Genomic DNA, 23,160 nt, shown 5'->3' with positions numbered 1-23,160 from the left:
CGAAGCCGCATGCGAGGTCGGCCGACCACCCCCCTAGCAAGCCCCCCACCGCGATCGATGAAGGTGTCGATCTCAGGGGCCGGTCGACCCGCCCGGTTCGCGGTGCCGGTGCGTACGAGTTCGGCTGCGGGGCAGCCGAACTCGTCGCTCCCGGCCCATGGCGACCGGGTTGCGACTCAGGAACTCTACCGACGAGCGCGGTCCACGAACCAGGCCGCTATCTGGGCGCGGGAGGTGAATCCGAGTTTCGTCAGGATGTGTTCGACGTGCCCCTGGGCGGTGCGCTGCGAGATCACCAGATTCGTGGCGATCTGCTTGTTGGTGAGCCCTCGCGCGACCAACTCCGCGACCTGCTGTTCACGCTTGGTCAGCTGCGCCGGCCCGGTGGAGGCAGGAGGCGACTCGGCCGGCTGCTCGCCGAGCGCGTAGGCCACCGCGGCGTTCATCGTCATCGCCCGGCCGCGCCGCAACGCCGCACCGAACCGTCGCTCGCCGAGCGCGCGGCGCACGATGCGGTCGCATTCCTCGTACGACTCCGTCAAGTCCGGGAACGTGATCGAGGCACCGGAACCGGACCGGGAGAGGCTTTCCGCGGCGCCCATCAGCACCGCCGCGCGCTCGCCGTCCTCCTCCGCGATGATCCAGGACAGCGCCTCGAAGTCGAGCACCGCGACTACGGGACTGCGGACGCGTTCGTTCACCCGCAGCGATCGAGTCAGAAGTTCTTTCGCACGCGGTGTTTCACCCTGCCGCCAGGCGTAGATCCCCAAGCCGCACAACGTGCTCGACCGGAACAGCGATTCACCCCGCGACTCCGTGATCGCGAGGACTCGCTCGTGATTCTCGATCGCCTTCCGGGTGTCGCCCTGCGCCGCCAGCGCCCAGCCGAGCGTCATCGATGCCGCGATATAAAGATGCCCGGCAGGATTCGAGCCGAATACATCGATCGCGGTCTCGAGGCAGGGAATCGCGCGTGCGGCCTCGCCTCGGTACAGCGCCAGACTACCGTCGACGTAGGCGACGAGTGCCCGGTGCAGCGGAGCGGGGTCCTGTTCGGCGAGGTCGCGGATTTGTGCCAGCAGCGGCTCCGCAGTCAGAAAATCTTGCTGCTCAGCGGCCATCAAAATTCCGACGTGAAGGGCCTGGATCCGGGCGGGCAGAGCCCGACCGGCCGGGTGTGCCAGGACGCGGTCGATCCAACGCCGACCCTCACCGTAATGCCCTCGGAAACTCCAGAACAACGACAGCGCGGTGACCATGCGCAGCCCCGCCTCACCCGATTCCGCGGTGTCGTCGGACAGACAGAATTCGAGCGCTTCGCGCAGGTTCAGTTGCTCGCGTTCGAGTCGCGCCAGCCAGTCGGGCTGCCGCTCGCTGATCCATTCGGCTTCGGCATCCGCCGTCAACTGCCGGCACCAATCGAGGTGGCGCCGACGTACAGCGGTTTCCTCGCCGGCCTCCCGCAACTGCTCACGCCCGTAGTCGCGCACGGTCTCGAACATCCGGAACCGGACAGCGCCCTCCAGCTCTTCCCGGATCACGATCGACTTGTCCACCAGCGACGACAACTCGTCGAGCAGACTCCCCCGCCCCGCCTCGGCCGTACACACCCGCTCGACCGCATCTATCTCGAAACCGCCTGCGAATACCGACAATTGAGCCCACAACCGCTGCTCGGCCGGTGCACACAGGCGGTAGCTCCAATCGATACACCACCGCAACGTCTGTTGCCGCTGCGGCGCGGTGCGGCTGCCCCGAGTCAGCAGTGCGTAGCGGTCGGTCAACCGAGCCAGGATCTGCTCGGGCGACATCGTGCGGATCCGCGCCGCGGCGAGTTCGATCGCCAGCGGCAAGCCCTCCAAGCGGGCGCAGATTCCCGCCACCGCGGACATATTCTTCTCGGTGACCTCGAATCCGGGCACCACCGCCGCGGCGCGCTCGGTGAACAACGCCACCGCGTCGTATCGAGGCAGTGCCCGCAGCGTCGGCGCCGCGTCGAGAGTCGGAACGGTCAGTGGCGAGACCCGCAGCACCGCTTCTCCGGCGATGTCGAGCGGCTCCCGGGTGGTCACCAGAACCCGCAGGTCCGCGCACGCCAGCAACAGCGTTTCCACCAGATCCGCCAACGCGTCCACGACCTGTTCGCCGTTGTCCAGAACCAGCAGCGCCTCCCGCGCACGCAAGAATTCCACCAACGCCTCACGCATCGGCCGCGCCGGATCGTCGCGCAACCCCAGCGCACCCGCCACCACATCGATCAGCAGTGCCGGATCGGTCACGTCGGCGAGTTCTATCAGCCACACCCCGTCGGCGAAATCGGTGCGCACCATCGACGCCGCCCGCAACGCCAGCCGCGTCTTACCGACCCCGCCGACACCGGTCAATGTCACCAGCCGCCCCGCCGCAAGCAAGTTCTTGATCTCGGCCGTCTCCACCCGTCGGTCGATGAAACTGGTCAGCTCGAGCGGGAGCTCGGCGGTGCCGGCGCGGCCTGAAGCTGGTTGCTGTGGAACGGATTCGGTATTCGACGACGCCGCCTCGCGCGGCTTTCGCGCGGCGGCCGGCTGTCCTCGCAGGGCCATCTCGCCGACCCGGTATCCGTGGCGGTGCTGGACCTCTCGCAGCGCCTCGCCCAGCTCCGCCGCCGAGGGCCGCGCCTGCCGATCCCGATTCATCGCCGACTCCACGAGCGCGGCGACGTCTTCGGGGATGCCACCTTCTCGCAGATCCGGCAGCGGCGCACTGGTGATCCGCAGGAACTGCGCGACGACCTGCTCACCGGTGCGCCGCTCGAACGCGGCATGTCCCGTCAGCGCCGCGAACAGGGTCGCACCGAGCCCGTACACATCCGCGGCCGGTGTCGCCGCTTCCCCCGCGAGCACCTCGGGCGCGGTGAAGGCCGGCGAGGCGGTCACCACCCCCGTGGCCGTATGAAAGCCGCCGGCGATCCGGGCGATCCCGAAGTCGGTAAGTGCCGGTTCTCCGTACTCGCTCAGCAGGATATTGCCCGGCTTCACATCCCGATGCATGATTCCCAGCCGATGCGCGGTCTCCAGCGCGCCCGCGATCTTCACCCCCACCCACAGCACCGTCTCGACCGGCAACGGTCCTTCCCGGCGGATCCACGCATCCAGCGAATCCAGCGAGTGATAGGGCATCACCAGATACGGCCGCCCACTCGCGGTCACGCCCACCTGCAGCACCGTGACGATATTCGGATGTCCGGTCAGCCGGCCCATCGCCTTCTGCTCGCGCAAGAACCGCGCCTGATTGTCGGCGTCCAACTCCGCGGTCAATACCTTCACCGCCACTGTGCGATCCAGGGCCGGCTGCGTACAGCGGTACACCACACCGAAACCGCCGTGCCCGATCTCCTCGGCATCCTCGAAACCCGACGCACTCAACTCCACCGCCACCGGCATGTTCACATCGCGGCTGGTCCGCAGCGGATCCTCGTCGACCATCAGTCACTCGCGAAGCATTGAGCTGTATCGGGCGCCATGCGCTCACCTTCCGACATCGCCAGCGTATCGCCGGCAACGCCGCGAGACCGGCGCTTCGCGCCACAGCACCCGGCTCCTCCGACACGGTCGCTCCGCACCGAGGAGCGGGCTCCCCGGTCGAAAAATAGGTATGTTCCGGGTAGTTCTACCGTCGCGCGAGACACGCCCGGAAACGAAGCTGTGAATGCGGGGGATCCCGATATCACCTTCGAGGTTTGCGATGGTCCAGCACACACAGACACCGAGCGGCAACCACGCCCGCACCGGCGACTCTCTGATGGTTCGACGCTGCAGGCAATGCGACGGGATGCACGCGCCGACCGCTGCGGAATGCGCCGCGTGCCGTACCCGGAACATGGAGTGGACGCCATCGTCCGGCCGCGGCTCGCTCGTGTCCTACCGGCTGGTGCACCGCAGCATCGGCGCACCGCATGCCGAGGTCGTCCCACTGACGATCGCCATCGTCGAACTCGACGAGGGACCACGCATCTACGCCACCGTCGAGGGCGACCTCCCGACCTCCTCCGACCACCCGGTGCGGGTGCGCTTCGAGGCGCGGCCCAAATACGACCGCTTCCCGGTCTTCACGATCGACACCGCGCCCACGGAACAGCTTCGCGAGTCGCCCGGTGACGCGGCAGACCGCGGCACGGAATGCGACGCCGCGTGGGTGCGGTCGTCGCTGCGCCGCTGCGATCTGATGGCACGAGCGGGCCTGCTGAGCACCGCCGAAAAGACACTGGTCGCCTTCGCCGTTCGATGGGCGCCCTTCGGCGGCTCCAGCGGGGAGGAGTTGCTCGTGGCCTTCGGCACCGATCGGCGCAGGTTCCTGCATCTGGTGGCCGAAGCCCTGCACCCACGACGGACCGACACGCGCGCGGTACGCGAACACAAAAGACTGCTGCATCAGACCCTGACCCGAGCATGGCAGGTTGGACACACGAACTAGCGGCAACCGACTGCTCTCGCCGAAGCGGCCGAAATAGCCGAGGCCATCAACGCCCGTACGCCGATTCCGACGCCGAGCGCGGACTGACCCGGACTGTTCGAGTGGGACTGTGAACGTACGGCCGTCGACCGCGACTCCGGCAAGTTGATGCTGAAATACCCTCTGTGTGAGAGCCTTTCGGTTCGGCAGTCCGTCGGGCTTGTCACCTCCGAACTTCGTTCCGCCCGGCGCCGGGCGGTAGGTCGTTGACCGGGTATCGCGCCGGTTTCCCGGTCAGAACCCGCACGGCCTCTTCCGCGGCGATGGCCGCACCGTTCTGACAGCTTCCTCGGAGTAGTGGCCGCGCTCGGCGGCTCGGTCGCCAGGAATGTGCCTCCGCGTTGTGGAGTTGATCTCCATCGATCGACGGCAGTGAAGTGTTGGGAGTGACGATGCGAGCCCTGGTGATGACCGCCCCCGGCGGTGCGGAGAAGTCGGAGATCCGCGAGGTGGACCCGCCGCGACCCGCTGCGGGCGAGGTGACCATCGACGTTGCCTACGCGGGTGTGAACTTCATGGACGTGATGGCTCGCCGAGGCGATGCGGGCTACGCCTCGTCGTGGCCCTACCGCCCCGGATTGGAAATCGCGGGCACTGTGCGCGAAGTGGGTGCCGAAGTCACCGGACCGGCCGTCGGTGATCGGGTGGCGGCCGTCGCGCTCGGCGGCGGAGGTTTCGCCGAGATCGCCACGGCGCGAGCGGAACTCACCGTCCCGGTACCGGACGCTGTCCCGTTGAGCTCGGCCGCCGCCACCCCACTCGGCCTGGCGACCGCTCTGCTGCTGCTCACCGAGGCCGGCCGCTTCACCGCCGGGGATACGGTTCTGCTGCATTCCGCCGCCGGCGGTATCGGCGGCGCGGTGGCACAGTTGGTGCCGCTGCTCGGTGGCGGCCGCCTCCTGGGCACAGTGAGCCGCGTCGGCCGGTCGGTGCCCGGCTACGACACCGTCCTCGTCCGCGGCGACGGCCTGGCCGAGGAGATCCGCGCGGCGACCGATGGCCGCGGAGTGGACCTCGTGCTCGACCCGCTCGGCACCGAGGCACTCGATCTGGATCTCGAGGTCACCCGCCCCACCGGCCGAATTGTCTTGTTCGGCAACGCAGGTGGCGGCGCACCCGCCCCGCTCCCGCCCTTCGGTCGCCTGCTGGGCGGCAACCTCACCCTGACCGGTTTCAGCCACCGCGGCCTCGTCGCCGGTGCGCCGGCGAAGGTCGCCGCCGCTACCCGCCGGGTGCTGGACTACCTCGCCGAGGGCACACTGTCGCTCCCGGTCACCGAACTGGCGTCGCTGGACGAGGTGATTGCCGGACACGACCTGCTGGCGTCCGGCCAGGGTGTGGGCAAATACGTCGCCCGCATCGGTTCGGTGTCGAACTAGGCGCACAGCGGAGTCAACGCCGTGCCGGCTCGGATATGGCGCGCAGGAAAACGATTGTGCGAGAGCGCAATCCGCTACGTCGTCGCCTGATCAGCTCGTCAGTTGGCGGATCGAGCGGGCCGGGCGGCACGGCGCGGGTTCATATTCGCACGGAACTCGAAGTCACGCCGCGTCGCACGCGGGCGGGGCGACGCGAAACAGTCTGGGCGGGTTGACCTTCCGCTTGCGCGACGGTGCCGTCGGTCCTGCGCTCGGTCACGCGGGATTGGTTGGCCGGTCGACCGTCCCGGTTCCGGGTCAGGCCGGCTGGGCGGCGGGTCGGAGGCCGTCCATCAGGAGGTTCAGTAGCCGGCTCGCCATGGCTTCGTGGGTGGGCCGCGGGGCGACGGTGAAGATTCCGACGAGCATGGCGGCGATGTCTTCGGCGGTGGCGTCGGAGCGAAGGTCGCCCGCCGCGTGGCCGGCGTCGAGGATCATGGTGATGGCCGCCAAGAGCTCGGTTCGGGTTTGGGCGTGGGCGATCTCGCCCGCCTCGATCATCGCCACCAGCGTGTCGAGCATCCCGTTCTTGGTCGCGATCCAGTCGCCGAACAAGTCCATCCACTGCCGCATCGCCGCGGCCGGGGGCAGTTGGCCGAGCAGTTCGCGGGCTCCGGTCGTCAGCCGCACGACCTGACCCCGGTAGACCGCGTCGACCAGCGACTCGCGGGTCGGGAAGTGCCGGTAGAGCGTGCCGATGCCGACGCCGGCCTCGCGCGCGATCGCACGCAGCGACGCGTCGGACTCACCCGAGGCGAACATGCGGGTCGCCACCGCGAGCAACTGGTCACGGTTACGGGTTGCGTCCGCGCGGGGCGCGCGCGTCTCCGATTCACTCAAAGCGGATCGCGCTCCGTTTATGCTACGGTCGTTCATGTAAGCGGAGCATAGTCCGTTTCAGTGCGTTCTTCGGTCCGGACGAGACCTTCCCTCGGCCCGATGAGAGAGGCATACATGCACGAACACAGCGATCGACGGCTGACGGGCAGGGCGGTCCGGCTCGAGTCGTTCGGCGGCCCCGAAGTTCTGGAAGTCCGTGAGATTCCGGCTCCGTCGGCCGGTCCGGGGCAGGTTCGCGTGCGGGTCACCGCGGCCGGCCTGAACCCGATGGATTGGAAGATGATCGTCGACGCGGACACTGCCGCCCGGTTCGGTTTGAGCCTTCCGGCGGGATTCGGGACCGATTACGCGGGAGTGGTCGACCAGGTCGGCGAGGGGGTGAGCGGCTTCGCGCCCGGCGACCGGGTGTTCGGGGCTGCCCTCTCCCGCGCGGTCGCCGACTTCGTGGTGGTCGACGCGGGCGGAGCAATCGCGGCGAACGAGGCCTATCGCACCCCGGACGAGGTCGACGATCGCACCGCCGCCACCCTTGTGATCGCCGGCCGCACGGCATCGGCGGCTCTCGCCGTGGTCAATCCCGGCCCGGGAGACACGGTGCTGATCGGCGGTGCGGGAGGCGGAGTCGGCGTGTTCGCTGTCCAACTGGCCCGGCTGGCGGGAGCGCGTGTGATCGGGACGGGATCGGCGACATCGGCCGATTTCCTGCGTGATCTCGGAGCCGAGCCGGTCATCTACGGCGACGGCCTGGCCGACCGGGTCCGCGCCCTCGCCCCCGGCGGTGTCACCGCCGCCCTCGACCTGCACGGGACCGAAACAGTGGACGCCGCAAGGGATCTCGGCGTCCCCGACAGCCGAATCAGCCTCATCGCCACACAAGTCGACGGCGTAACGTCGGCCAACGGCGCCACCGCCGCACCCGGTGCGGTGGACGAGTTGGCCCGCTCGGTCGCGGCCGGACAACTCCGGGTGCCGATCGCGGCGAGCTTCCCCATCGAGCAGATCCGCCGCGCGGCCGAACTGCAAGCCGGAGGGCATGTGCGGGGCAAGGTCGTCATCGACCTCTAGATCCAGTGCCGGCCGCGGCTCGGACCACCGTGCCCTGGACGATGCGATTCAGGCCCCTTCGGTCAGCGGCGCGTACAGCCCACCTGTCCGGTGTCAGAACGGCATCAGGGCCCTGTCAGCGGCACCGGACAAAGTAAGTCCATCGAACAGGCCGAGCCCCACCGAGACCGGTAGGGCAACCGCCACAACATCTTTCGAAGGAGTACGCCATGTCCACCGTCCTCGTTGCGACCAAGCAGGACCAGCTCACCGTGCGCACCGCCGCCTACGGCGCGGTCTCTCTGCTCGCCGCTACTTCCGACAAGCCCCACAAGGCCGCCACCGCGGGCTCGGTGGCGCTGATGTCGGCGACCGGTCCCGTCGGACATCTACTGGCTGCGAAGTCCAAGGACATCACGCTGCGCGGAAAGTCCGTCGCCGAGCTCGCCGACCAGGTACTGCCCGCGCTGACCACCGCGGTGACGGTGCTTGCCCAGCCGGATCCCGCGCAGGCCGACGACTTCCGCACCACCGTCGAAATGGCGCTCGAGGCCGCTGCGGCTCACGGCCGCCCCAGCCCCGTGACCTCCGAAATGATCCGCAAGATCACCGCGGCCATGCACACCGCGTAGAGACTGCACGCACCGTCGTCGGGCCGAGTTCCATCGCGCGGATGTGTCTCGGCCCGACGGTCTTCGAACAATCCGTGGCCTGACGTAGGCCCACCTTCCGGAGCGGCCTCGCGATCCTCGGCGATCGATAGGTCAGGACTCCACGATGTCGACCAACTGCTTACCGAGATTGCCGCCCTCGAAGACAGCGCGCAGTGCACAGGGAGCGGATTCCAAGCCGATACTCACGGTTTCGGCGATGGTGAGTTCGCCCCGGTCGTGCCAGTCGCGCAGCGCCGCGAACGCCTCGGGAAAGCGGTCGAGATAGTCGAGGAAGATGAACCCTTCCATGCGTGCCCGGCGCATGGCCAGCTGCATGTAGTTCCGCGGCCCGTACTGCGGGTCCGCGCCGCTGTACCCGGAAGAGATCGCACCGGCCAGAACGACACGAGCGCCGTGCGCCAGGTGCGCCAGACCATGCTCGAGAACGCGGCCGCCGACGCCGTCGAAGAAGACGTCGACACCGTCCGGGGCCAGGCGGGACAAACCGGCCGAGACGTCGTCGTTCTTGTAATCGATGGCGGCGTGCAGGCCCGCCCGGTCGGTGATCCAGGTGCATTTGGCCGGACCGCCTGCGATGCCGATGACAGTGCAGCCCAAGGCTTTCGCTATCTGTCCCGCAATCGATCCGGTCACACCGGCCGCAGCCGACACCAGCACCGTCCGGCCCGGCTCGGGCCGGCCGATATCCGTCATACCGAAGTACGCGGTCAAGCCGGGCGCTCCGAACAGGCTCAGCATCAGCGTCGGGGCGACACCGTCGGGCACCACGTTCAGCCCGAACAAACCCCCGTCGGACGCGACGACGTAATCCTGCCAGCCGACCATACCGGCGACCCAGCTGCCCTCCGGATAGCTCGCGGTGTTCGAGCGCACCACCTGCCCTACCCCGCTCCCCCGCATCACCATGCCGACCGGGACCGCATCGATGTAGTTGTCCGAATCGTTGAGCCATCCACGCTGAGTGGGATCGATACCCAGTCGATGCACCCTGACCAAGGCCTCCCCAGGCCCCGGCACCGGAATCGGAGCGCTTCCGAGCTCGAAATCACCCTCCCGCAACTCCCCTTCGGGCCGCCTCCGCAGAATCCACTGCCGGTTCACCGTATCCGCCACCGGGCGATGCTAAATCACACACATCACAACCTTCGAACCATTTTCCGCCGCGACCGGCAGGCACGGGTTCGACTACTACCCCGTCCCGACGAGACGAGATCATGACGTCATTGTTTCGTCATCGCATCGCGGGGCACCTCACCCTCCGAGTGCGCGATGATCTTCGGGGCGCCCGCTCATCAGGCTGTGGCGGCGGGCACCGACCAGGCAGGGCGAATCACACCGACGAGCGCGACCTACCGAGGAGACCGAGGTGGCAACAGTCGCCGAACGCGTGCAGCAACATATCGGCCGCGGCCACGCGGCGCAGATGCGAGAAGCCCGGATGTTTCTTCGTGGCCCCGGCACCGCCGCCACCGACATCGGACTGTCGACGAGCGACTATCTGGCGCTGTCCGGCGACAGGCGGATCACAGCCGCCATGAGCGAGGCGCTGCTCACCCCGATCGAGCCCGAACCCGGTCCTCTGGCGCGTCGCCTGGCCGACTACACATACAGCGCTACGGCGGTGGTGTGCCAATCCGGCTGGGCGGCCAATATCGGGTTGTTGCAAGCCATTGCGGCGCCCGGCATTCCGATACATGTCGGGGAGAACACACACATGTCCTGGCGACAGGCGGCCCTGGCCGCGGCCGCGCCGCTGCACACCTTCGGGGACAACGACCCCGCCCGGCTGGCGGCGCAGATCCGCGCCCACGGCCCCGGCATCATCGCTGTCGACGCGATCGACAACACCACCGGCACACCCAGCCCCCTGGCGGCACTGTGCGACGTGGCCGACGAGACCGGTTCTCTGCTCGTGGTCGACGAATCGCACTCGCTGGGCGTCGTCGGCCCGCACGGTGCGGGTGCCGTGGTCGCGCTCGGGCTCACCCGGCGTGTGCCGTTTCGCACCGCCAGCCTGGCCAAGGCGTTCGTCGGCCGGGCTGGGCTGGTGACCGCGCTCGACCCCGAGTTCGCACCCTATTTCGAGTCGGTGTCCTACCCTGCGATCTTCTCCTCGGGCCTGCGATCCCACGACATCGCCGGGCTGTCCGCGACCCTGGAGGTGATCCGAGCCGAGGACGGACGCCGCGCCCGGCTGCGCGAGATCGCCCATACCGTCCGAAAAGCGCTCGCCCGCACAGGTTTCGAGATGTCGGGAGTCGACAGCCACATCATCGCCGTTCCCGCCGGAACCGAAGCCGACGGTCGCGCGGTGCGCGCGATCCTGGAAGCACACGGTGTCCTCGGCGCGCCGTTCTGTCCGCCCGCCACCCCTGCGGGCAGGTCGCTGATCCGGCTGTCGCTGCACGCCGCCCTCACCGCCGAGCAGATCGGGCGAATCATCACCGCGTGCGAAGAGGTCCATGCCGTATACGGCGGGTGACCTCGGCCGCGCTCGGCGCTCATGCGTGCGGACCCGTCACCGATCCGGCCGCCGCCGCGAACAGGCCCTGGCAGCCCGCTGCGACCTCGGCGATATCGGAGTACAGATCGACATCGTGGAGTTCCCGCAGCATATCGACGCGACAGCCGTTGCGCAGCAATGCCTCCCGAGTGAGCGCACCGGTTCGATCGGTGGACATCGGCACCTCCGCGAGGACTCGTGCCGGGCGCACGTCACACAGCCCCAGCGCCCACCAGCCGCCGTCGGCCGCCGGCCCCAGCACCGCATCCGGGCCGGCCAGCAGCCGAGCCCCGCATTCGGCCAGCAGCGCCGGCCCTGCCTGCGGGGTGTCCATCCCGATCTGCAGAACGGGCAGCCCGAATCGCGCCGCGTCGGCGTGCGCATTCGCCAGGCGCACACCGAAACCGTCGCCGCGCTGCGGGACCACATCGAAATCGCGCAGGGCCGAACCTATTTCGCGTGCGCGGCAGGCTCGCTCCAGATCGCCGGTCCACGCGACCACGCCTCGCGCCGCGCCGCAGTCGCGCGCCGCGGCCAGGGTGTCCAGGAGCGCGGCGGCGGCCAGATCCGCCGCCTCGGCCGGAGCCAGCGGCGGGGTCAGCCGGGTCTTGGCGAATCCGGCGACCGGCGCCTTCGCCACCACCAGCAGCGTCAATGGCAGAACAGTCATCGCACACTCCAGAAGTCGCGGGCGGCACGTACCGTCCCGATTACCGAACCGGACACTTTCGACACACCGTGGGTGCGCGGCCGATAGGTGACATCACGTTCGACCACCTTCCACCCGGCCCGCGCCGCGCCGGCCAGCAGGGCCAGCGGATATCCCGACCGGGGATGCAGCGGGCCCAGTGCCACCAGCTCGGAGCGGCGGATCACGCGCATCGCGGCCAGATCGTGCACGGGCAGCCCGTAATGGCGCCGCAACCAGTGCGCCAGCAGCCAATTGCCCAGGCGCGCATGCCACGGCCAGGCGCCCCGGACCGGGCGGCGGCGCCCGGCCACCATGGTCACATCGGGGCCCAATTCGGCCACCAGCAGCGGCAATTCGTCGGGCGCCATCGAACCGTCGCCGTCGAGCACCGCCACCAGTTCGGTTGTGGCGGCCGCGATCCCGGCTTGGACGGCGCTGCCGTAGCCCGGGACGGATTCGACGACCACCGTCGCGCCCGCGGCACGCGCCACCGCGGCGGTGTCATCGGTCGAACCGTTGTCCACGACGACCACCCGATACTCCGTCGGGACCGCCGCCAGGACGCCCGGTAGCGCGTCGGCCTCGTTCCGGCAGGGAATCACCACGGTCAGCTCTCCACTGGCTTCGACTGGGGTCACGTGTCGACCGTAAGGCCGATCGGACGAAAAACAGCTGGTGACACAGGTGACGAAAGTATGACGGCACGATCGCGTGCGCGCCGCGTCGCACCGACGGGACCTACGGTGAACGGGTGAGCGATACCCGCAGCAGCACCGCATCGCAGACACGGCGAGTATCGGGCGTGCGCGCCGATATCGCCTGCGCGGCAGCAGCGACGATCCTGGTGGCGGCCGCCTTCCTCGTGCCGAGGATCAGCACACCGCACTATCGCGAATCGCTCTACGCCGCGGCGGCGCCGATCTTCGGCTCCTGGCTTCCACATATCGGCTGGGGTACGGGCCCCGCGATCGTGATCGCCTTCGCCGTGGTGCTCTACGGCCCCCGGCTCGCCGCCACGCTCACCTGGCGACGGCTGCTGCCGGCCACCTGGGTGACCGCACTGGCGTGGGCGTTCTCCCTGGCCATGGTCGACGGGTGGCAGCGCGGATTCGCCGGCCGGCTCACGACGATGCACGAGTATCTGCACGAGGTCGGCGGAGTGCACGACATTCCGGCCATGCTGCGCGGATTCTCCGCCCGCATCCTGGACTTCCAACCCGATTCGTGGACCACGCACGTGTCCGGTCACCCGCCGGGCGCACTGCTGGTGTTCGTCTGGATGGACCGGATCGGGTTGGGCGGCGGCGCATGGGCTTCCACGCTGTGCGTGGTGGTCGGCTGCAGCGCGTCGATGGCCGTGCTCGTGGCGATGCGGGCGTTGGGCGCGGAAAGCAGGGCGCGGGCGGCCGCACCGTATCTCGCCCTCGCGCCCGCGGCGATCTGGCTGGCGGTCTCGGCGGACGCGTTCTTCGCCGGAGTGGTCGCCTGGGCGGTGGCCGCGCTCGCGGTAGGACTCGGCGGCGCGCGGCCACGTCCGCTGATCCTGGTCGTCTCCGGGGTGCTGTTCGGATTCGGCATCTATCTCAACTACGGACTGGTTCTGATGGCCGTCCCGGCCGCGGCGGTGGCACTGCTGCGCGGTGTGCGAGCGGTGTGGCCCGCGGTGCTGGGCGTGCTGGCGGTCGTCGCCGCCTTCACGCTGTCGGGCTTCTGGTGGCTGGAGGGTTATCACCTGGTGGTGCAGCGCTACTACCAGGGCATCGCGACGACGCGTCCCGCGTCCTACTGGATCTGGGGAAATCTGGCGGCGACGGTGTGTGCGATCGGATTGGCGTCTGCCGCTGCGCTGCATCGGCTTCCGGGTGCGCTGCACCTTCCCGCACCCACGCAGATCCGCGCCGCCCCCGCGGCGGCGTTCGCGCGCTGGCGCGCCCGCGCGGACCCGGCGGCGCTGCTGGCCCTGGCCGCGCTGACCGGTCTTCTGCTCGCCGATCTCAGCGGCCTGAGCAAGGCCGAGACCGAGCGGATCTGGCTGCCGTTCGACATCTGGGTGATCGGCGGAACCGCCTTCCTGCCGGCGCACACCGCGCGCGCCTGGCTGACCGTCCAGGCCGTCGGCACGCTGGTGCTCGCCCACCTCGTTCTCACGAATTGGTGAGCGCGGTGCGCATTTTGATCGCCGATGACGATCCCGTCGTGCGTGAGGTGGTCCGCCGCTACCTCGAACGCGACGGCATGGAGGTCACCGAAGCCGCCGACGGCGTACAGGCGGAACGCGCCCTCGACGGCGGTGACATCGATCTGGCCGTTCTCGACGTGATGATGCCCGCGCCCGACGGCATCGAGTTGTGCCGGTCGGTGCGCGAGGGCGAGCATCCCGAGACACCGATCATCATGCTCACCGCCCTCGGCGAGGAGGAGGATCGCGTGCTCGGGCTGACAGCGGGCGCCGACGACTACCTGACCAAGCCGTTCAGTCCGCGCGAGCTGGCGCTGCGGGTGGCCTCGGTGCTGCGCCGCACCCACGGACCGGCGCCGACGGCCGGTGTACTGCGCAGCGGCGAGATCCGCCTGCGGCCGGCGGCCCGGACGGTGGATATCGCCGGTCGGCCGGTATCGCTGACGGCACGCGAATTCGACCTGTTGTCTTTCCTGCTGGCCAATCAGCGGCGCGTGTTCAGCCGGACGGAACTGCTCGCGGCGGTGTGGGGCTGGGATTTCGGCGACCAGTCGACGGTGACGGTGCACGTCAAACGCTTGCGTGCCAAACTCGGCGATACCCACCGGATCGAGACGGTGTGGGGGCGGGGCTACGCCTGGGGTACCGGGACAGGAGTCGATCGTGCCGAATGATGTTGCGGGACTGGTCGGATGGGCACTGGCCGGGTCGGTGCCGGTCGTCGCGCTCGGAGCGGTGCTGCTGCGCGCCTTTCGCAATCGGGCCCTCGGGCTGTCGATGGTGATTCTGGTGTTGATCCCGACGCTGGCCACCCTCAGCGGTTTCATCGCCGTCAGCGGTCTGATGTTCAGCGACGCGCTGGCCAAGATGTCGGTGGTCCTCGTCGTGGTCACGGCGGTGACCGTGCCCGCGGCGGTCGTCTTGGGCCGGGCGCAGGCACGGCAGCTGGTCTGGGAGAAACAGATGCTCGATCAGGAGCGCGCCGCCGAGGCGTCGCGGCGCGAACTGGTGGCGTGGGTCAGCCACGATCTGCGCACGCCGCTGGCCGGAATCCGGGCGATGGGCGAGGCGCTCGCCGACGGCGTGGTCGCGCAGACCGGAGATGTCGAGCGCTACGGCAGGCAGGTGGTGCGTGAGACCACGCGATTGTCGGGCATGGTCGACGACCTGTTCGAGATGTCGAAGATCAACGCCGGAGCCCTGCGCCTGCACCTGGAACCACTGGATCTGCGCGAACTCATCGACGAGGTGGTCGCCGCCACCGAGCCGGCCGCCGGGCGTGCGGGAGTGAAACTGTCTGCCCGGCAACCGGATTCGGCGATCACCGTGGCCGGCAGCGACCAGGCGCTGACCCGGGTGCTGACCAACCTCGTGGCCAATGCGATCGCGCACACCCCGCCGGGCGGATGTATCGACATCTCGGCCGGGGTCGCACACGCCGGCGCCTGGGTGCGCATCGACGACACCGGTCCCGGCATCGCCGAGGCGGATCTCCCCCGCATCTTCGAGGCCGGATATCGCGGCACCGCCGCGCGCTCGCCCGCGGCCGAGGGCGGAGGTAGCGGTATGGGCCTGGCGATCGCCGCCGGTCTGGTGTCGGTCCACCACGGCGAAATCAGCGCGTCGAACCGGGAACGAGGCGCCCGCTTCGACATTCGGCTGCCACTGCTCGGCGGTGCCGGCCGTGCCGCGGTGTCGCCGCCCGCTCACGAGCGCGGGTTGTCGATCTCGTCGTCCTGAGCGTCGCCGTCAGTGCCGCCACTGCGGCGCCCCCGCACCGGCGGCGGCCCGCAACGGAGCGGTGGCGAAGTCGGTGAGCCCCTGCGTGGGATCGATCGCCGCGGTGAAGCCCAGCAGTTCGCGGGCCCGATCCGGTCCCGCGACGATATGCCGCACATCGCCCGGCCGGAACTCGCCGGTCACCACCGGCTCGGGGCCGCCCTGGGCACGGGCGAGGATCGCGGCCACCGCGCCGATGCTGATCGGATGTCCCGATGCGATATTCAGCGCCGTGAACCGGTCCAACGGCTGTTCCACGGCCCGCCGGTTGGCGTCGGCGATATCGGTCACGTGCACGAAGTCGCGCATCTGGGCGCCGTCCTCGAATACGCGCGGCGCCGCCCCCGCCTCGAGCGCCGAGCGGAAGATCGCGGCCACACCGGAATACGGTGTATCCCTGGGCATCTCGGGTCCGTAGACGTTGTGATAGCGCAGTGCGGTCACCGTCGAGCCGGTGGCCGTGGCCCACGCCGCGGCATAGTTCTCCTGCGCGAGTTTGCTGGCGGCATACAGGCTGCGCGGGTCCAGCGCCGCATCCTCCGGCACCGGCGCCCAGTGCAGTGGCGCACCGGTGTCGGGGTGGCGATGGTCGAATACACCGCGCTCGAGGTCTGCGCGCCGACGTGGCAACGGCGTCACCGCCACGGAATCGGCTGTGCGATAACGCCCTTCGCCGTACACCACCATCGACGATGCCAGCACCAGCCTGCGGCAACCGGCCCGATCCATCGCTGCCAGCAGTACCGCCGTTCCCAGATCGTTGTGACTGGCGTAGGCGGGCGCATCCTGAACGGTCACCCCCGCACCCACCACCGCGGCCTGATGGCACACCACATCGATTCCCGGCAGCACACGGTCGAGCGCGTCCTGGTCGCGGACGTCGACGCGATGCAGCCCGTCCGGCGGCCGGGCCTCGACGCCGTGCGCCGCACTGAGCATCGCATCGACCGCCACCACCTCGTGCCCCGCATCGGTCAACGCGCGCCACACATGAGATCCGATAAACCCGGCCGCTCCGGTCAGCAGAATCCGCATACCGAGATTCTGGCCACGGTCGCGGCGCGATGCGGGGACGCGGCGCCACCGGTAAGCAAACCGTCACAATTCGAAGCGACTCTCGGCCATCGCGAATCCGCGCCCGCAGCCGTGCGGATGGGGCGGCCTCATCGAACGCGCCTTCCGACGAAATCTCCGGGCGGCGACACCGTCACCGTGACCCCGGCTGACCGCTGAGCTCCGCGAGCAGCCGCCGCAATGCGGGGACCGCCGATTCCACCGCCCGGCGATCGGCGGCGGAGAGCCGGGCCAGCGTTTCGCGCAGCATCGCCGCGCTCGCGCGGTCGTACCGATCCAGCAGCTCGCGCGCCCGCGCCGACGCGACGAGCATCGCCCCACGCCCGTCCCCGGTGTCGGCAGCCGCTCGACGAGGTCGTCCGCGGTCATGGTGCGCAGCAGAGTGCTGATGGTGGACTGTGCCACGTTCAATTCGGCGGCCGCCCGGCTCGGCGCGACTCCGCCCGTCGCCACCAGGAGCCGGAGCAGTTCGATCTGCGCTTCGGGGAGATCCGGCAGATCCTCGGCGGCTCGCGTGCGACGCAGGACCGCCCGGCGCAGCGGTCCGAGCAACGCGCTGAGTTGGGCGTCCACCGGCACCCGCGAGACCGGATCCGTTGGTGAGGCCGAGGTTTCCACCCCCATATTCTGCCCGCACGGCCGGTACGGACCCGGCGGAAAGGATAAGTGGGCGCCGCGACATACTCGGTTTTGCATTGAAAGTATCTTCGAATATCACTGCCGCGCAACCGAAAACGCATACGTGCGCGACAACCCTGGCTTTCACGAAAACGGTGCGCGCGGCGAAGACGCCCGCCTACAGTACTTTTGCTGCAAAATTAAATGGAGTCAGGGAGCTTCACATGCCGATCCGCACTGCCCCTCGCACCCGAGCGCGGTGCCTGTCCTCGATACTGATCAGCGTCGCCGCGGTAGCGATGGCGGTGGTGACACCGACCGCCCACGCCGCACCGGACGCCGGTTCGGAGCCGGTTGTCGGTGTCACCGGCGGGCAGATTCGCGGCGTACGCGCCGATGGTGTCGTTCGATATCTCGGGGTGCCGTTCGCGCAAGCCGCCCGGTTCGCGCCACCGCAGCCCGCACCGCCCTGGCCGGGTGTCCGCCCGGCGGTCGCCCACGGACCGCAATGCCCGCAGTCGTCTCCCGTGCCCGGAGTGGTGTTGCAGCCGTCGAGCGAAGACTGCCTCAGTATCGACCTCTACGTGCCCGAACACCCCGCCGGCACCGCGCTGCCGGTGATGGTGTGGCTCTACGGCGGCGCGTTCGTCCTCGGATCCAATGCCCAATACGACTCCCCCGCCCGCCTGGTCCGCGACGGACAGGTCATCGTGGCGGTCCCGAACTATCGCGTCGGGCCCTTCGGCTTTCTGGCCCTGCCCGAACTGGCCGCCGAAAATGGCGGCGCGACAGGGACATACGGCACCCTCGATCAGCAGGCCGCGCTGCGCTGGATTCACGACAATGCGGCAGCCTTCGGCGGAGATCCCGGCAACGTCACGCTGTTCGGTGAATCCGCCGGCGGCATGAGCGTCTGCACCCAACTCGCCTCCCCGACAGCGCGCGGCCTCTACGCCAAAGCCATCGTCGAAAGCGGTTCGTGCGCACGAAGTCCGCTCGCACCACCTACCCCGCAGGTTGCCTATCAGCGATCCGGCGACTACGCATCCAGCCTGGGCTGCGCCGACCCCGCCACCCGGTTGGCCTGCCTGCGCACATTGCCCGTCGATCGGCTCCTCGACTCTCCGACCACGCAACTGAACACCATGGCCGTCACGTGGACACCCATCCACGACGGGATCGTGGTGACCGACACGCCCGAGAACGCCCTGGCGGGCGGCGCGGCGCGTGACATCCCACTGATTGTGGGCAGCAATGCCGACGAGGGCGCGACCTTCATCGCACTGCTCGACTACGGACACGGAACCACGCCCTCGGCAACCGATTACACACAGTGGACCCGAGAACTGTTCGGCGACAACGCCGATCGCGTACTCCAGCGCTACCCGATCTCGGCGTATCCCACGCCCGCGGCCGCCAAGGAACGCGTGCTCACCGACGGATTCTTCGCCTGCCCGGCACAATTCACCGCCGAGACCGCCCGCCGCGGCGGCGCGCAGGTGTGGCGGTACCAGTTCAACGACGCACCCCTGCCACCCAATCCGCTACTGCCGGGCGCGTTCCACGGCGCCGAGGTTCCCTACATCTTCTCCTCGCTCATGGGCCTGCCCATTCCGTTGCCGCCCGCGGCCGACCGGCTTTCGCGCGATATTCAGGACAGCTGGGCGCAATTCGCCCACACCGGAAATCCCGAAACACCGGCCCTGACCCCGTGGCCCCATGCCGCCGCCGACACCACCCTCGAGCTCGGCAGCGACCGCATCGGACCCGCCGGCACCTTCGCCGCACAGCACCACTGCGACCTGTGGGCCGGTATCGATCACATCGGATAGCAGGCGACCGCTGCGCGCCGGTTTCAGCTCTGGAGCCGGCTCCGTTCGGCGACCTTGTCGAACCACGGCGCCGCCTGCTCGACCTGGGCGGCGATCTTGATCAGTGTCGATTCTCCGCCCAATGGGGCCACGAGTTGGACCCCCAGGGGAAGTCCATCGGCGGTCCAGTGCAGCGGCAGGGAGATCGCTGGTCTGCCGGTGATATTGGCGAGCTGGGTGTAGGGCACCCAGCCGAGATTACTGTTGATCAAGTCGTCGACGATCGAGGTGTGCTTGAGCAGGCCGGCGGTACGGGTCTTGAGAATCGCGTCGGTCACGCGTTGGAGCGACTTCGGCAATTCGAACTCCCCGATCTTGGGCGGCGGGGTGGCCATCGTGGGCGTCAGCAGCAGATCGTGGGCCCGGAAGTACTCGGTCAGTCGACGCGCATGGCCGTGCCGGGCCTCGACGGCGGCGACGTACTCCGGGCCTCGGGTCGCATTGCCCAACGCCGCCATGACCAGGGTGTCGCGTTCGAACCCCTCGTTGCCGCAGCCGGAGATCCGGCGCGCGTCGGCGACCTCGTAGGCGATGTAGACGAACCAGGTGAGCAAGAACTCACCGGCCAGGGCAGCGTCGTCGAACGGTGCCTCTTCCAGGATTTCCACCTGGTGACCCAGCTCGGTCAGTACTCGCGTTGCCGCCTCGACCGCCGCGTAGGCCTCGGGGTCGGGTTCGGGCGTAATGGCTGTCGGGATCCGCACGCCGATCCGGAGCCGGCCGGGATCCTGGCCTACCGCGTCGCGGTAGGGCCCGGCCACCGCCGGCTGAAACGGACCCCACGATTCTCCGCCGGCGATGACATCGAGCATCCCGGCGGTGTCGCGGACCGAGCGTGTGACGACCCCTTGAACAGCGGCACCGTGCATGAGTTCTCCGGTCGCCGGCCCCATGGGGGTCACCCCGCGTCCCGGTTTCAGACCCACGAGCCCGCAGCAACCGGCCGGAATCCGGATCGAACCGCCGCCGTCGTTCGCACCGGCGGCGGGAACGATGCCCGCCGCGACCGCCGCCGCGGAACCGCCCGACGACCCACCCGGCGTTCGCGACAGGTCCCACGGATTTCGGGTCGGTCCCCAGAGCTCGGGCTCGGTGATCGCCTTGGCGCCGAACTCGGGCATGTTCGTCTTGCCGAAGATCATCAGGCCGGCGTCGAGCCACCGCTGAACGATCGTCGCGTGCTCGGTCGCCGCAGTCGTGCGCAACGACCGCGATCCCTGCGAGGACGGGAGCCCGGCGTAATCCATTCCGAGATCCTTGATGAGGAACGGGACACCGGCGAAGGCTCCCGTGCGCTCCGCGTCGGCCGAGCACGGGACGTCGGCGATGATCGCGTTGATCCGCGGGTTCACCTCGGCGGCGCGTTCCCGGGCTGATGCCAGCAGTTCGGCGGCCGTGACCTCCTTCTTCGCGACCAGTTCCGCGAGACCGGTGGCGTCGTGTCGGCGGTACTCCTCGAAATTCACCTGCGCTCCTGTTTTCGCTCGACCGGTCACACCACGCGCGCGAGTTCCAGCGTCCTCTCGAACTCTACGACGAGGGACCCACGCCCGGAGCAATACCGATGGTTCATCGAATCCGTCCTTCCGAACGGCTTGTCCCCGGTCGAGACCGCCCCGTGGCCCTCGGACGGGAACCCGAGCGCGCCGAAGGCACCGACCACGCGAACGGTTCGGCCGTGACGCACCAAGGCGACCGAATCCGCCCTTCGCGCATTGCTTCCGGTCTACCGTAATAATGGGTCGTCTTGTACTGCCCGTGTGGTGCACCGATCGAGGGTTGGTGAGTCGGATGATCTCTACATCCATGCTCGACGAACTGTACGAAAGCGCGGAAAAGGACGGTGTCGCACTACGAATCGGCACGATCATCGATCGCGGCGGGGAGGTTCTGCTGCTGGAACGTGACGACAGCGGCCCCATCAAGGCCACCCTCAAACTTCCCGGCACCACCGTCGAACCCGGCGAACCGCTGGACGCGGCCGTGGCCCGCGGCGTCGCCACCGAGACCGGGCTGAACGTCACCCGAATCCGTTGCCACGTAGGTTCTTTCGACTATCTCTCGCCCGGCGGAAAACCGGTCCGCCGCCTGCACTTCGCCGTCGACGTGGCCGCCACGTACCCCATCCGCCTGTCCCTGCACAGTGCCTACACCTGGGCGCCACTGGGCAGCGACCTGCGCGTGACTCCCTCCATTCGCCGCATCCTCGAGGACTACCGCAAACTCGCCGAGGCTCGAACCCCCTTGTCGGAAACCTTGGGATGAGGATGGCCTCGCCGTCTCCCCGGTTCACACAGACGGGTCAGCTGTGCTCGTGCGCACCGTGCGGCAGCCACACACGCTCGGCTCGGATGCTCGCCTCCGGGGTGAAATAGTCCCCGGTCCGCAGGTCGTCGAGCAATGTCTCGTGGTGAGGCTTCCACCCCAGCAGCGCTCGGGTGTGGTCGCTGGAGACCGGGACGTCGAGGGAGAAGAATCGGGCCAGGAAGGGGTTTCCGAGATGCGCGGCGGCCTGGTCGAGCGTCAGGGAAGCGGTGGGGATGTCGAGCATGTGCGCGATCTGCTCCGCCACACTTCTGATCGTGACAGCGCTTTCGCCGACGCCGTGGAGCACGCTGCCGGCGGGAGCCTTCTCGAGGGCCAACCGGAACAAGACCGCGGCGTCGGCGCGGTGGACCGCCGGCCACCGATTGGCGCCCTCGCCGATGTAGGCCGAGACTCCTGACCTGCGCGCAGCCGCGACGAGAGCCGGAATGAACCCGTAGTCGCCGGGGCCGTGCACGGTCGGCGCGAGTCGTACCACGACGGCCCGCAGCCCGCACTCGGCAAAGCTCAAACAGGTCTGCTCGCCCGCAATGCGGAATGCGGCGACCGAATCGGGGTCCGGCGCCTCCTGCTCGGTGCTGACCCGCCCGGCCCTGGTCACCAGAGTGCCCGAGGTGCTGACAAGGGGCTTGCCGGAGCCGGCCAGCGCCTGCCCGAGTGCTTCGATCGCGCCGCAGTCGCGGCGAATGAGGTCATCCGGATCTGCGTAGTCGCCCCCGTAAGCCATGTGCAAGACGCCGTCGGCGGCTGCCGCGCCGCTCCGCAGACTGTCGAGGTCGTCCAGGGAGCCCGGATGCGGTGTGGCACCCAATGATTCGAGCCGGTCCGCGGCGGCCTTCGAGCGCGCCAGGCCGGTCACGGTGTGGCCGGCCGCGATGAGTTCGGTGACGACTGCGGGCCCGGTCTGACCGGAGCCCCCGGTGACGAAGACATGCATGGAACCCTCCATTTTTATGCCATTCACTGGCGCTACTTAACGCCAGTGACTGACTCTACGCGTAGCGCCAGTCACTGACGCAACGTGACGCCAGTCACTGACACATCGCGGTAGGCTCGGAACATGCCACGAAGCGGAGCAGAGGTGCGTCGCCGCCTGCAGCAGGCAGCCCTCGAGCTGTACCGGGAACGAGGATTCGACCAGACCACAGCGGCAGAGATCGCCGCGCGGGCCGGGGTCAACGAGCGCACCTTCTTCCGGCACTTCCCTGACAAACGTGAGGTGCTCTTCGACGGCGAAGCCGACCTGCGGACCACTCTGATGCAGGCGATCGCCGAAGCACCTCAGGGCCTGAGCCCGTTCGAGGTACTGCTGTGCGCATTCCGGAAATCCGCCCGGAATCTGGAACGCAACCGCCCGTTCTCCGATCCCCGATGGAAAGTCATCGGGGCGACCCCGGCGCTGCGCGAGCGCGAGCTGGCCAAACACGCGTGGCTCACCGAGGCCGTGGCGGAGGCTCTGCGACACCGTGGCATCGACGCCGGTCCGGCCGACCTGGCCGCCCGAACCGGCTGGGCCGCTTATCAATACGCGGTTCACGCCTGGATCGACGACCCCGCCGACGGTCTGGACGCGCATCTCTGCCGCGCCTTCCACGATCTGCGCAGCCTCTGCGCCGACGCACCGATACGGGCAGGCTCCGAACACTGACCAGC

Annotated in this window: 20 protein-coding genes; 11 read left to right on the top strand and 9 right to left on the bottom strand. The window is 68.9% G+C overall.

What is annotated here, in order from left to right; genetic code table 11:
* Positions 1–185 precede the first annotated feature (185 nt).
* A complete protein-coding gene (locus tag A5780_RS37645; RefSeq protein ID WP_064911404.1) occupies positions 186–3,464 on the bottom strand; it encodes a protein kinase in 3,279 nt (1,092 codons plus the stop codon).
* A 394-nt stretch (positions 3,465–3,858) separates the two neighbouring features.
* On the opposite strand from A5780_RS37645, the gene A5780_RS39650 reads away from it, so the two are divergent.
* Both A5780_RS39650 and A5780_RS37635 read left to right on the top strand, forming a co-directional pair.
* On the top strand, positions 3,859–4,452 hold the full coding sequence (locus A5780_RS39650; RefSeq protein WP_181065214.1) for a Zn-ribbon domain-containing OB-fold protein: 594 nt from the start codon (positions 3,859–3,861) through the stop codon (positions 4,450–4,452).
* A 431-nt stretch (positions 4,453–4,883) separates the two neighbouring features.
* Positions 4,884–5,870, top strand: coding sequence for a zinc-binding alcohol dehydrogenase family protein (locus tag A5780_RS37635; protein ID WP_064911403.1), 987 nt, complete (start codon positions 4,884–4,886; stop codon positions 5,868–5,870).
* Positions 5,871–6,167: 297 nt separating this feature from the next.
* Here A5780_RS37635 and A5780_RS37630 read toward each other — a convergent pair whose 3' ends face one another.
* Positions 6,168–6,749 (bottom strand): TetR/AcrR family transcriptional regulator, encoded by a 582-nt coding sequence (locus A5780_RS37630; RefSeq protein ID WP_064911402.1) that lies wholly within the window; start codon positions 6,747–6,749, stop codon positions 6,168–6,170.
* Positions 6,750–6,848: 99 nt separating this feature from the next.
* Between A5780_RS37630 and A5780_RS37625 the strand changes: the two genes are divergently transcribed.
* On the top strand, positions 6,849–7,814 hold the full coding sequence (locus A5780_RS37625; RefSeq protein WP_231983220.1) for an NADP-dependent oxidoreductase: 966 nt from the start codon (positions 6,849–6,851) through the stop codon (positions 7,812–7,814).
* Between the two features lie 209 nt (positions 7,815–8,023).
* Complete coding sequence (locus A5780_RS37620; protein ID WP_064911400.1) at positions 8,024–8,425, top strand: hypothetical protein; 402 nt, start codon at positions 8,024–8,026, stop codon at positions 8,423–8,425.
* Between the two features lie 132 nt (positions 8,426–8,557).
* Here the strand turns inward: A5780_RS37620 and A5780_RS37615 are convergent, their stop codons facing one another.
* A complete protein-coding gene (locus A5780_RS37615; RefSeq protein WP_064911399.1) occupies positions 8,558–9,580 on the bottom strand; it encodes an NADP-dependent oxidoreductase in 1,023 nt (340 codons plus the stop codon).
* 253 nt (positions 9,581–9,833) lie between these two features.
* On the opposite strand from A5780_RS37615, the gene A5780_RS37610 reads away from it, so the two are divergent.
* Complete coding sequence (locus tag A5780_RS37610; RefSeq protein WP_064911398.1) at positions 9,834–10,949, top strand: aminotransferase class I/II-fold pyridoxal phosphate-dependent enzyme; 1,116 nt, start codon at positions 9,834–9,836, stop codon at positions 10,947–10,949.
* 19 nt (positions 10,950–10,968) lie between these two features.
* Here A5780_RS37610 and A5780_RS37605 read toward each other — a convergent pair whose 3' ends face one another.
* Positions 10,969–11,640 (bottom strand): DUF2064 domain-containing protein, encoded by a 672-nt coding sequence (locus A5780_RS37605; protein WP_064911397.1) that lies wholly within the window; start codon positions 11,638–11,640, stop codon positions 10,969–10,971.
* Positions 11,637–12,299, bottom strand: a complete 663-nt coding sequence (locus A5780_RS37600; protein WP_227462922.1) for a glycosyltransferase family 2 protein — start codon at positions 12,297–12,299, stop codon at positions 11,637–11,639. Before A5780_RS37600 ends, A5780_RS37605 begins: the two co-directional genes overlap by 4 nt.
* Before the next feature lie 113 nt (positions 12,300–12,412).
* Between A5780_RS37600 and A5780_RS40550 the strand changes: the two genes are divergently transcribed.
* The 3 genes from A5780_RS40550 to A5780_RS37585 are packed head-to-tail and all read left to right on the top strand — an operon-like array spanning position 12,413 to position 15,580.
* Positions 12,413–13,819 (top strand): hypothetical protein, encoded by a 1,407-nt coding sequence (locus A5780_RS40550; RefSeq protein ID WP_369829575.1) that lies wholly within the window; start codon positions 12,413–12,415, stop codon positions 13,817–13,819.
* A gap of 5 nt (positions 13,820–13,824) precedes the next feature.
* Positions 13,825–14,514 carry a response regulator transcription factor gene (locus tag A5780_RS40545; protein WP_064911414.1) on the top strand — a complete coding sequence of 230 codons (690 nt, stop codon included), beginning with the start codon at positions 13,825–13,827 and terminating at the stop codon, positions 14,512–14,514.
* Positions 14,504–15,580, top strand: coding sequence for a sensor histidine kinase KdpD (locus A5780_RS37585; protein WP_082857128.1), 1,077 nt, complete (start codon positions 14,504–14,506; stop codon positions 15,578–15,580). Before A5780_RS40545 ends, A5780_RS37585 begins: the two co-directional genes overlap by 11 nt.
* A gap of 9 nt (positions 15,581–15,589) precedes the next feature.
* On the opposite strand, the gene A5780_RS37580 is transcribed toward A5780_RS37585, so the two are convergent.
* On the bottom strand, positions 15,590–16,654 hold the full coding sequence (locus tag A5780_RS37580; protein ID WP_064911395.1) for an NAD(P)-dependent oxidoreductase: 1,065 nt from the start codon (positions 16,652–16,654) through the stop codon (positions 15,590–15,592).
* 172 nt (positions 16,655–16,826) lie between these two features.
* Positions 16,827–17,006 carry a hypothetical protein gene (locus A5780_RS42375; RefSeq protein ID WP_231983219.1) on the bottom strand — a complete coding sequence of 60 codons (180 nt, stop codon included), beginning with the start codon at positions 17,004–17,006 and terminating at the stop codon, positions 16,827–16,829.
* A gap of 529 nt (positions 17,007–17,535) precedes the next feature.
* On the opposite strand from A5780_RS42375, the gene A5780_RS37570 reads away from it, so the two are divergent.
* Positions 17,536–19,143 carry a carboxylesterase/lipase family protein gene (locus tag A5780_RS37570; protein ID WP_082976947.1) on the top strand — a complete coding sequence of 536 codons (1,608 nt, stop codon included), beginning with the start codon at positions 17,536–17,538 and terminating at the stop codon, positions 19,141–19,143.
* A 23-nt stretch (positions 19,144–19,166) separates the two neighbouring features.
* On the opposite strand, the gene A5780_RS37565 is transcribed toward A5780_RS37570, so the two are convergent.
* On the bottom strand, positions 19,167–20,648 hold the full coding sequence (locus A5780_RS37565) for an amidase (RefSeq protein ID WP_064901910.1): 1,482 nt from the start codon (positions 20,646–20,648) through the stop codon (positions 19,167–19,169).
* Positions 20,649–20,973: 325 nt separating this feature from the next.
* Here A5780_RS37565 and A5780_RS37560 point away from each other — a divergent pair, with 325 nt between their 5' ends.
* Positions 20,974–21,447: an NUDIX hydrolase gene (locus tag A5780_RS37560; RefSeq protein ID WP_064911393.1), complete on the top strand. Its 474-nt coding sequence runs from the start codon at positions 20,974–20,976 to the stop codon at positions 21,445–21,447.
* Between the two features lie 37 nt (positions 21,448–21,484).
* On the opposite strand, the gene A5780_RS37555 is transcribed toward A5780_RS37560, so the two are convergent.
* Positions 21,485–22,444 carry an SDR family oxidoreductase gene (locus tag A5780_RS37555; protein ID WP_064911413.1) on the bottom strand — a complete coding sequence of 320 codons (960 nt, stop codon included), beginning with the start codon at positions 22,442–22,444 and terminating at the stop codon, positions 21,485–21,487.
* Between the two features lie 123 nt (positions 22,445–22,567).
* Here A5780_RS37555 and A5780_RS37550 point away from each other — a divergent pair, with 123 nt between their 5' ends.
* Positions 22,568–23,155, top strand: a complete 588-nt coding sequence (locus A5780_RS37550) for a TetR/AcrR family transcriptional regulator (RefSeq protein ID WP_064911392.1) — start codon at positions 22,568–22,570, stop codon at positions 23,153–23,155.
* Positions 23,156–23,160: the final 5 nt, after the last annotated feature.

The sequence above is a fragment of the Nocardia sp. 852002-20019_SCH5090214 genome (assembly GCF_001665865.1).
Classification (GTDB): domain Bacteria; phylum Actinomycetota; class Actinomycetes; order Mycobacteriales; family Mycobacteriaceae; genus Nocardia; species Nocardia nova.
Note: the sequence above shows the minus strand (reverse complement) of the source record. Positions and strands in the feature narration are given on the sequence as shown.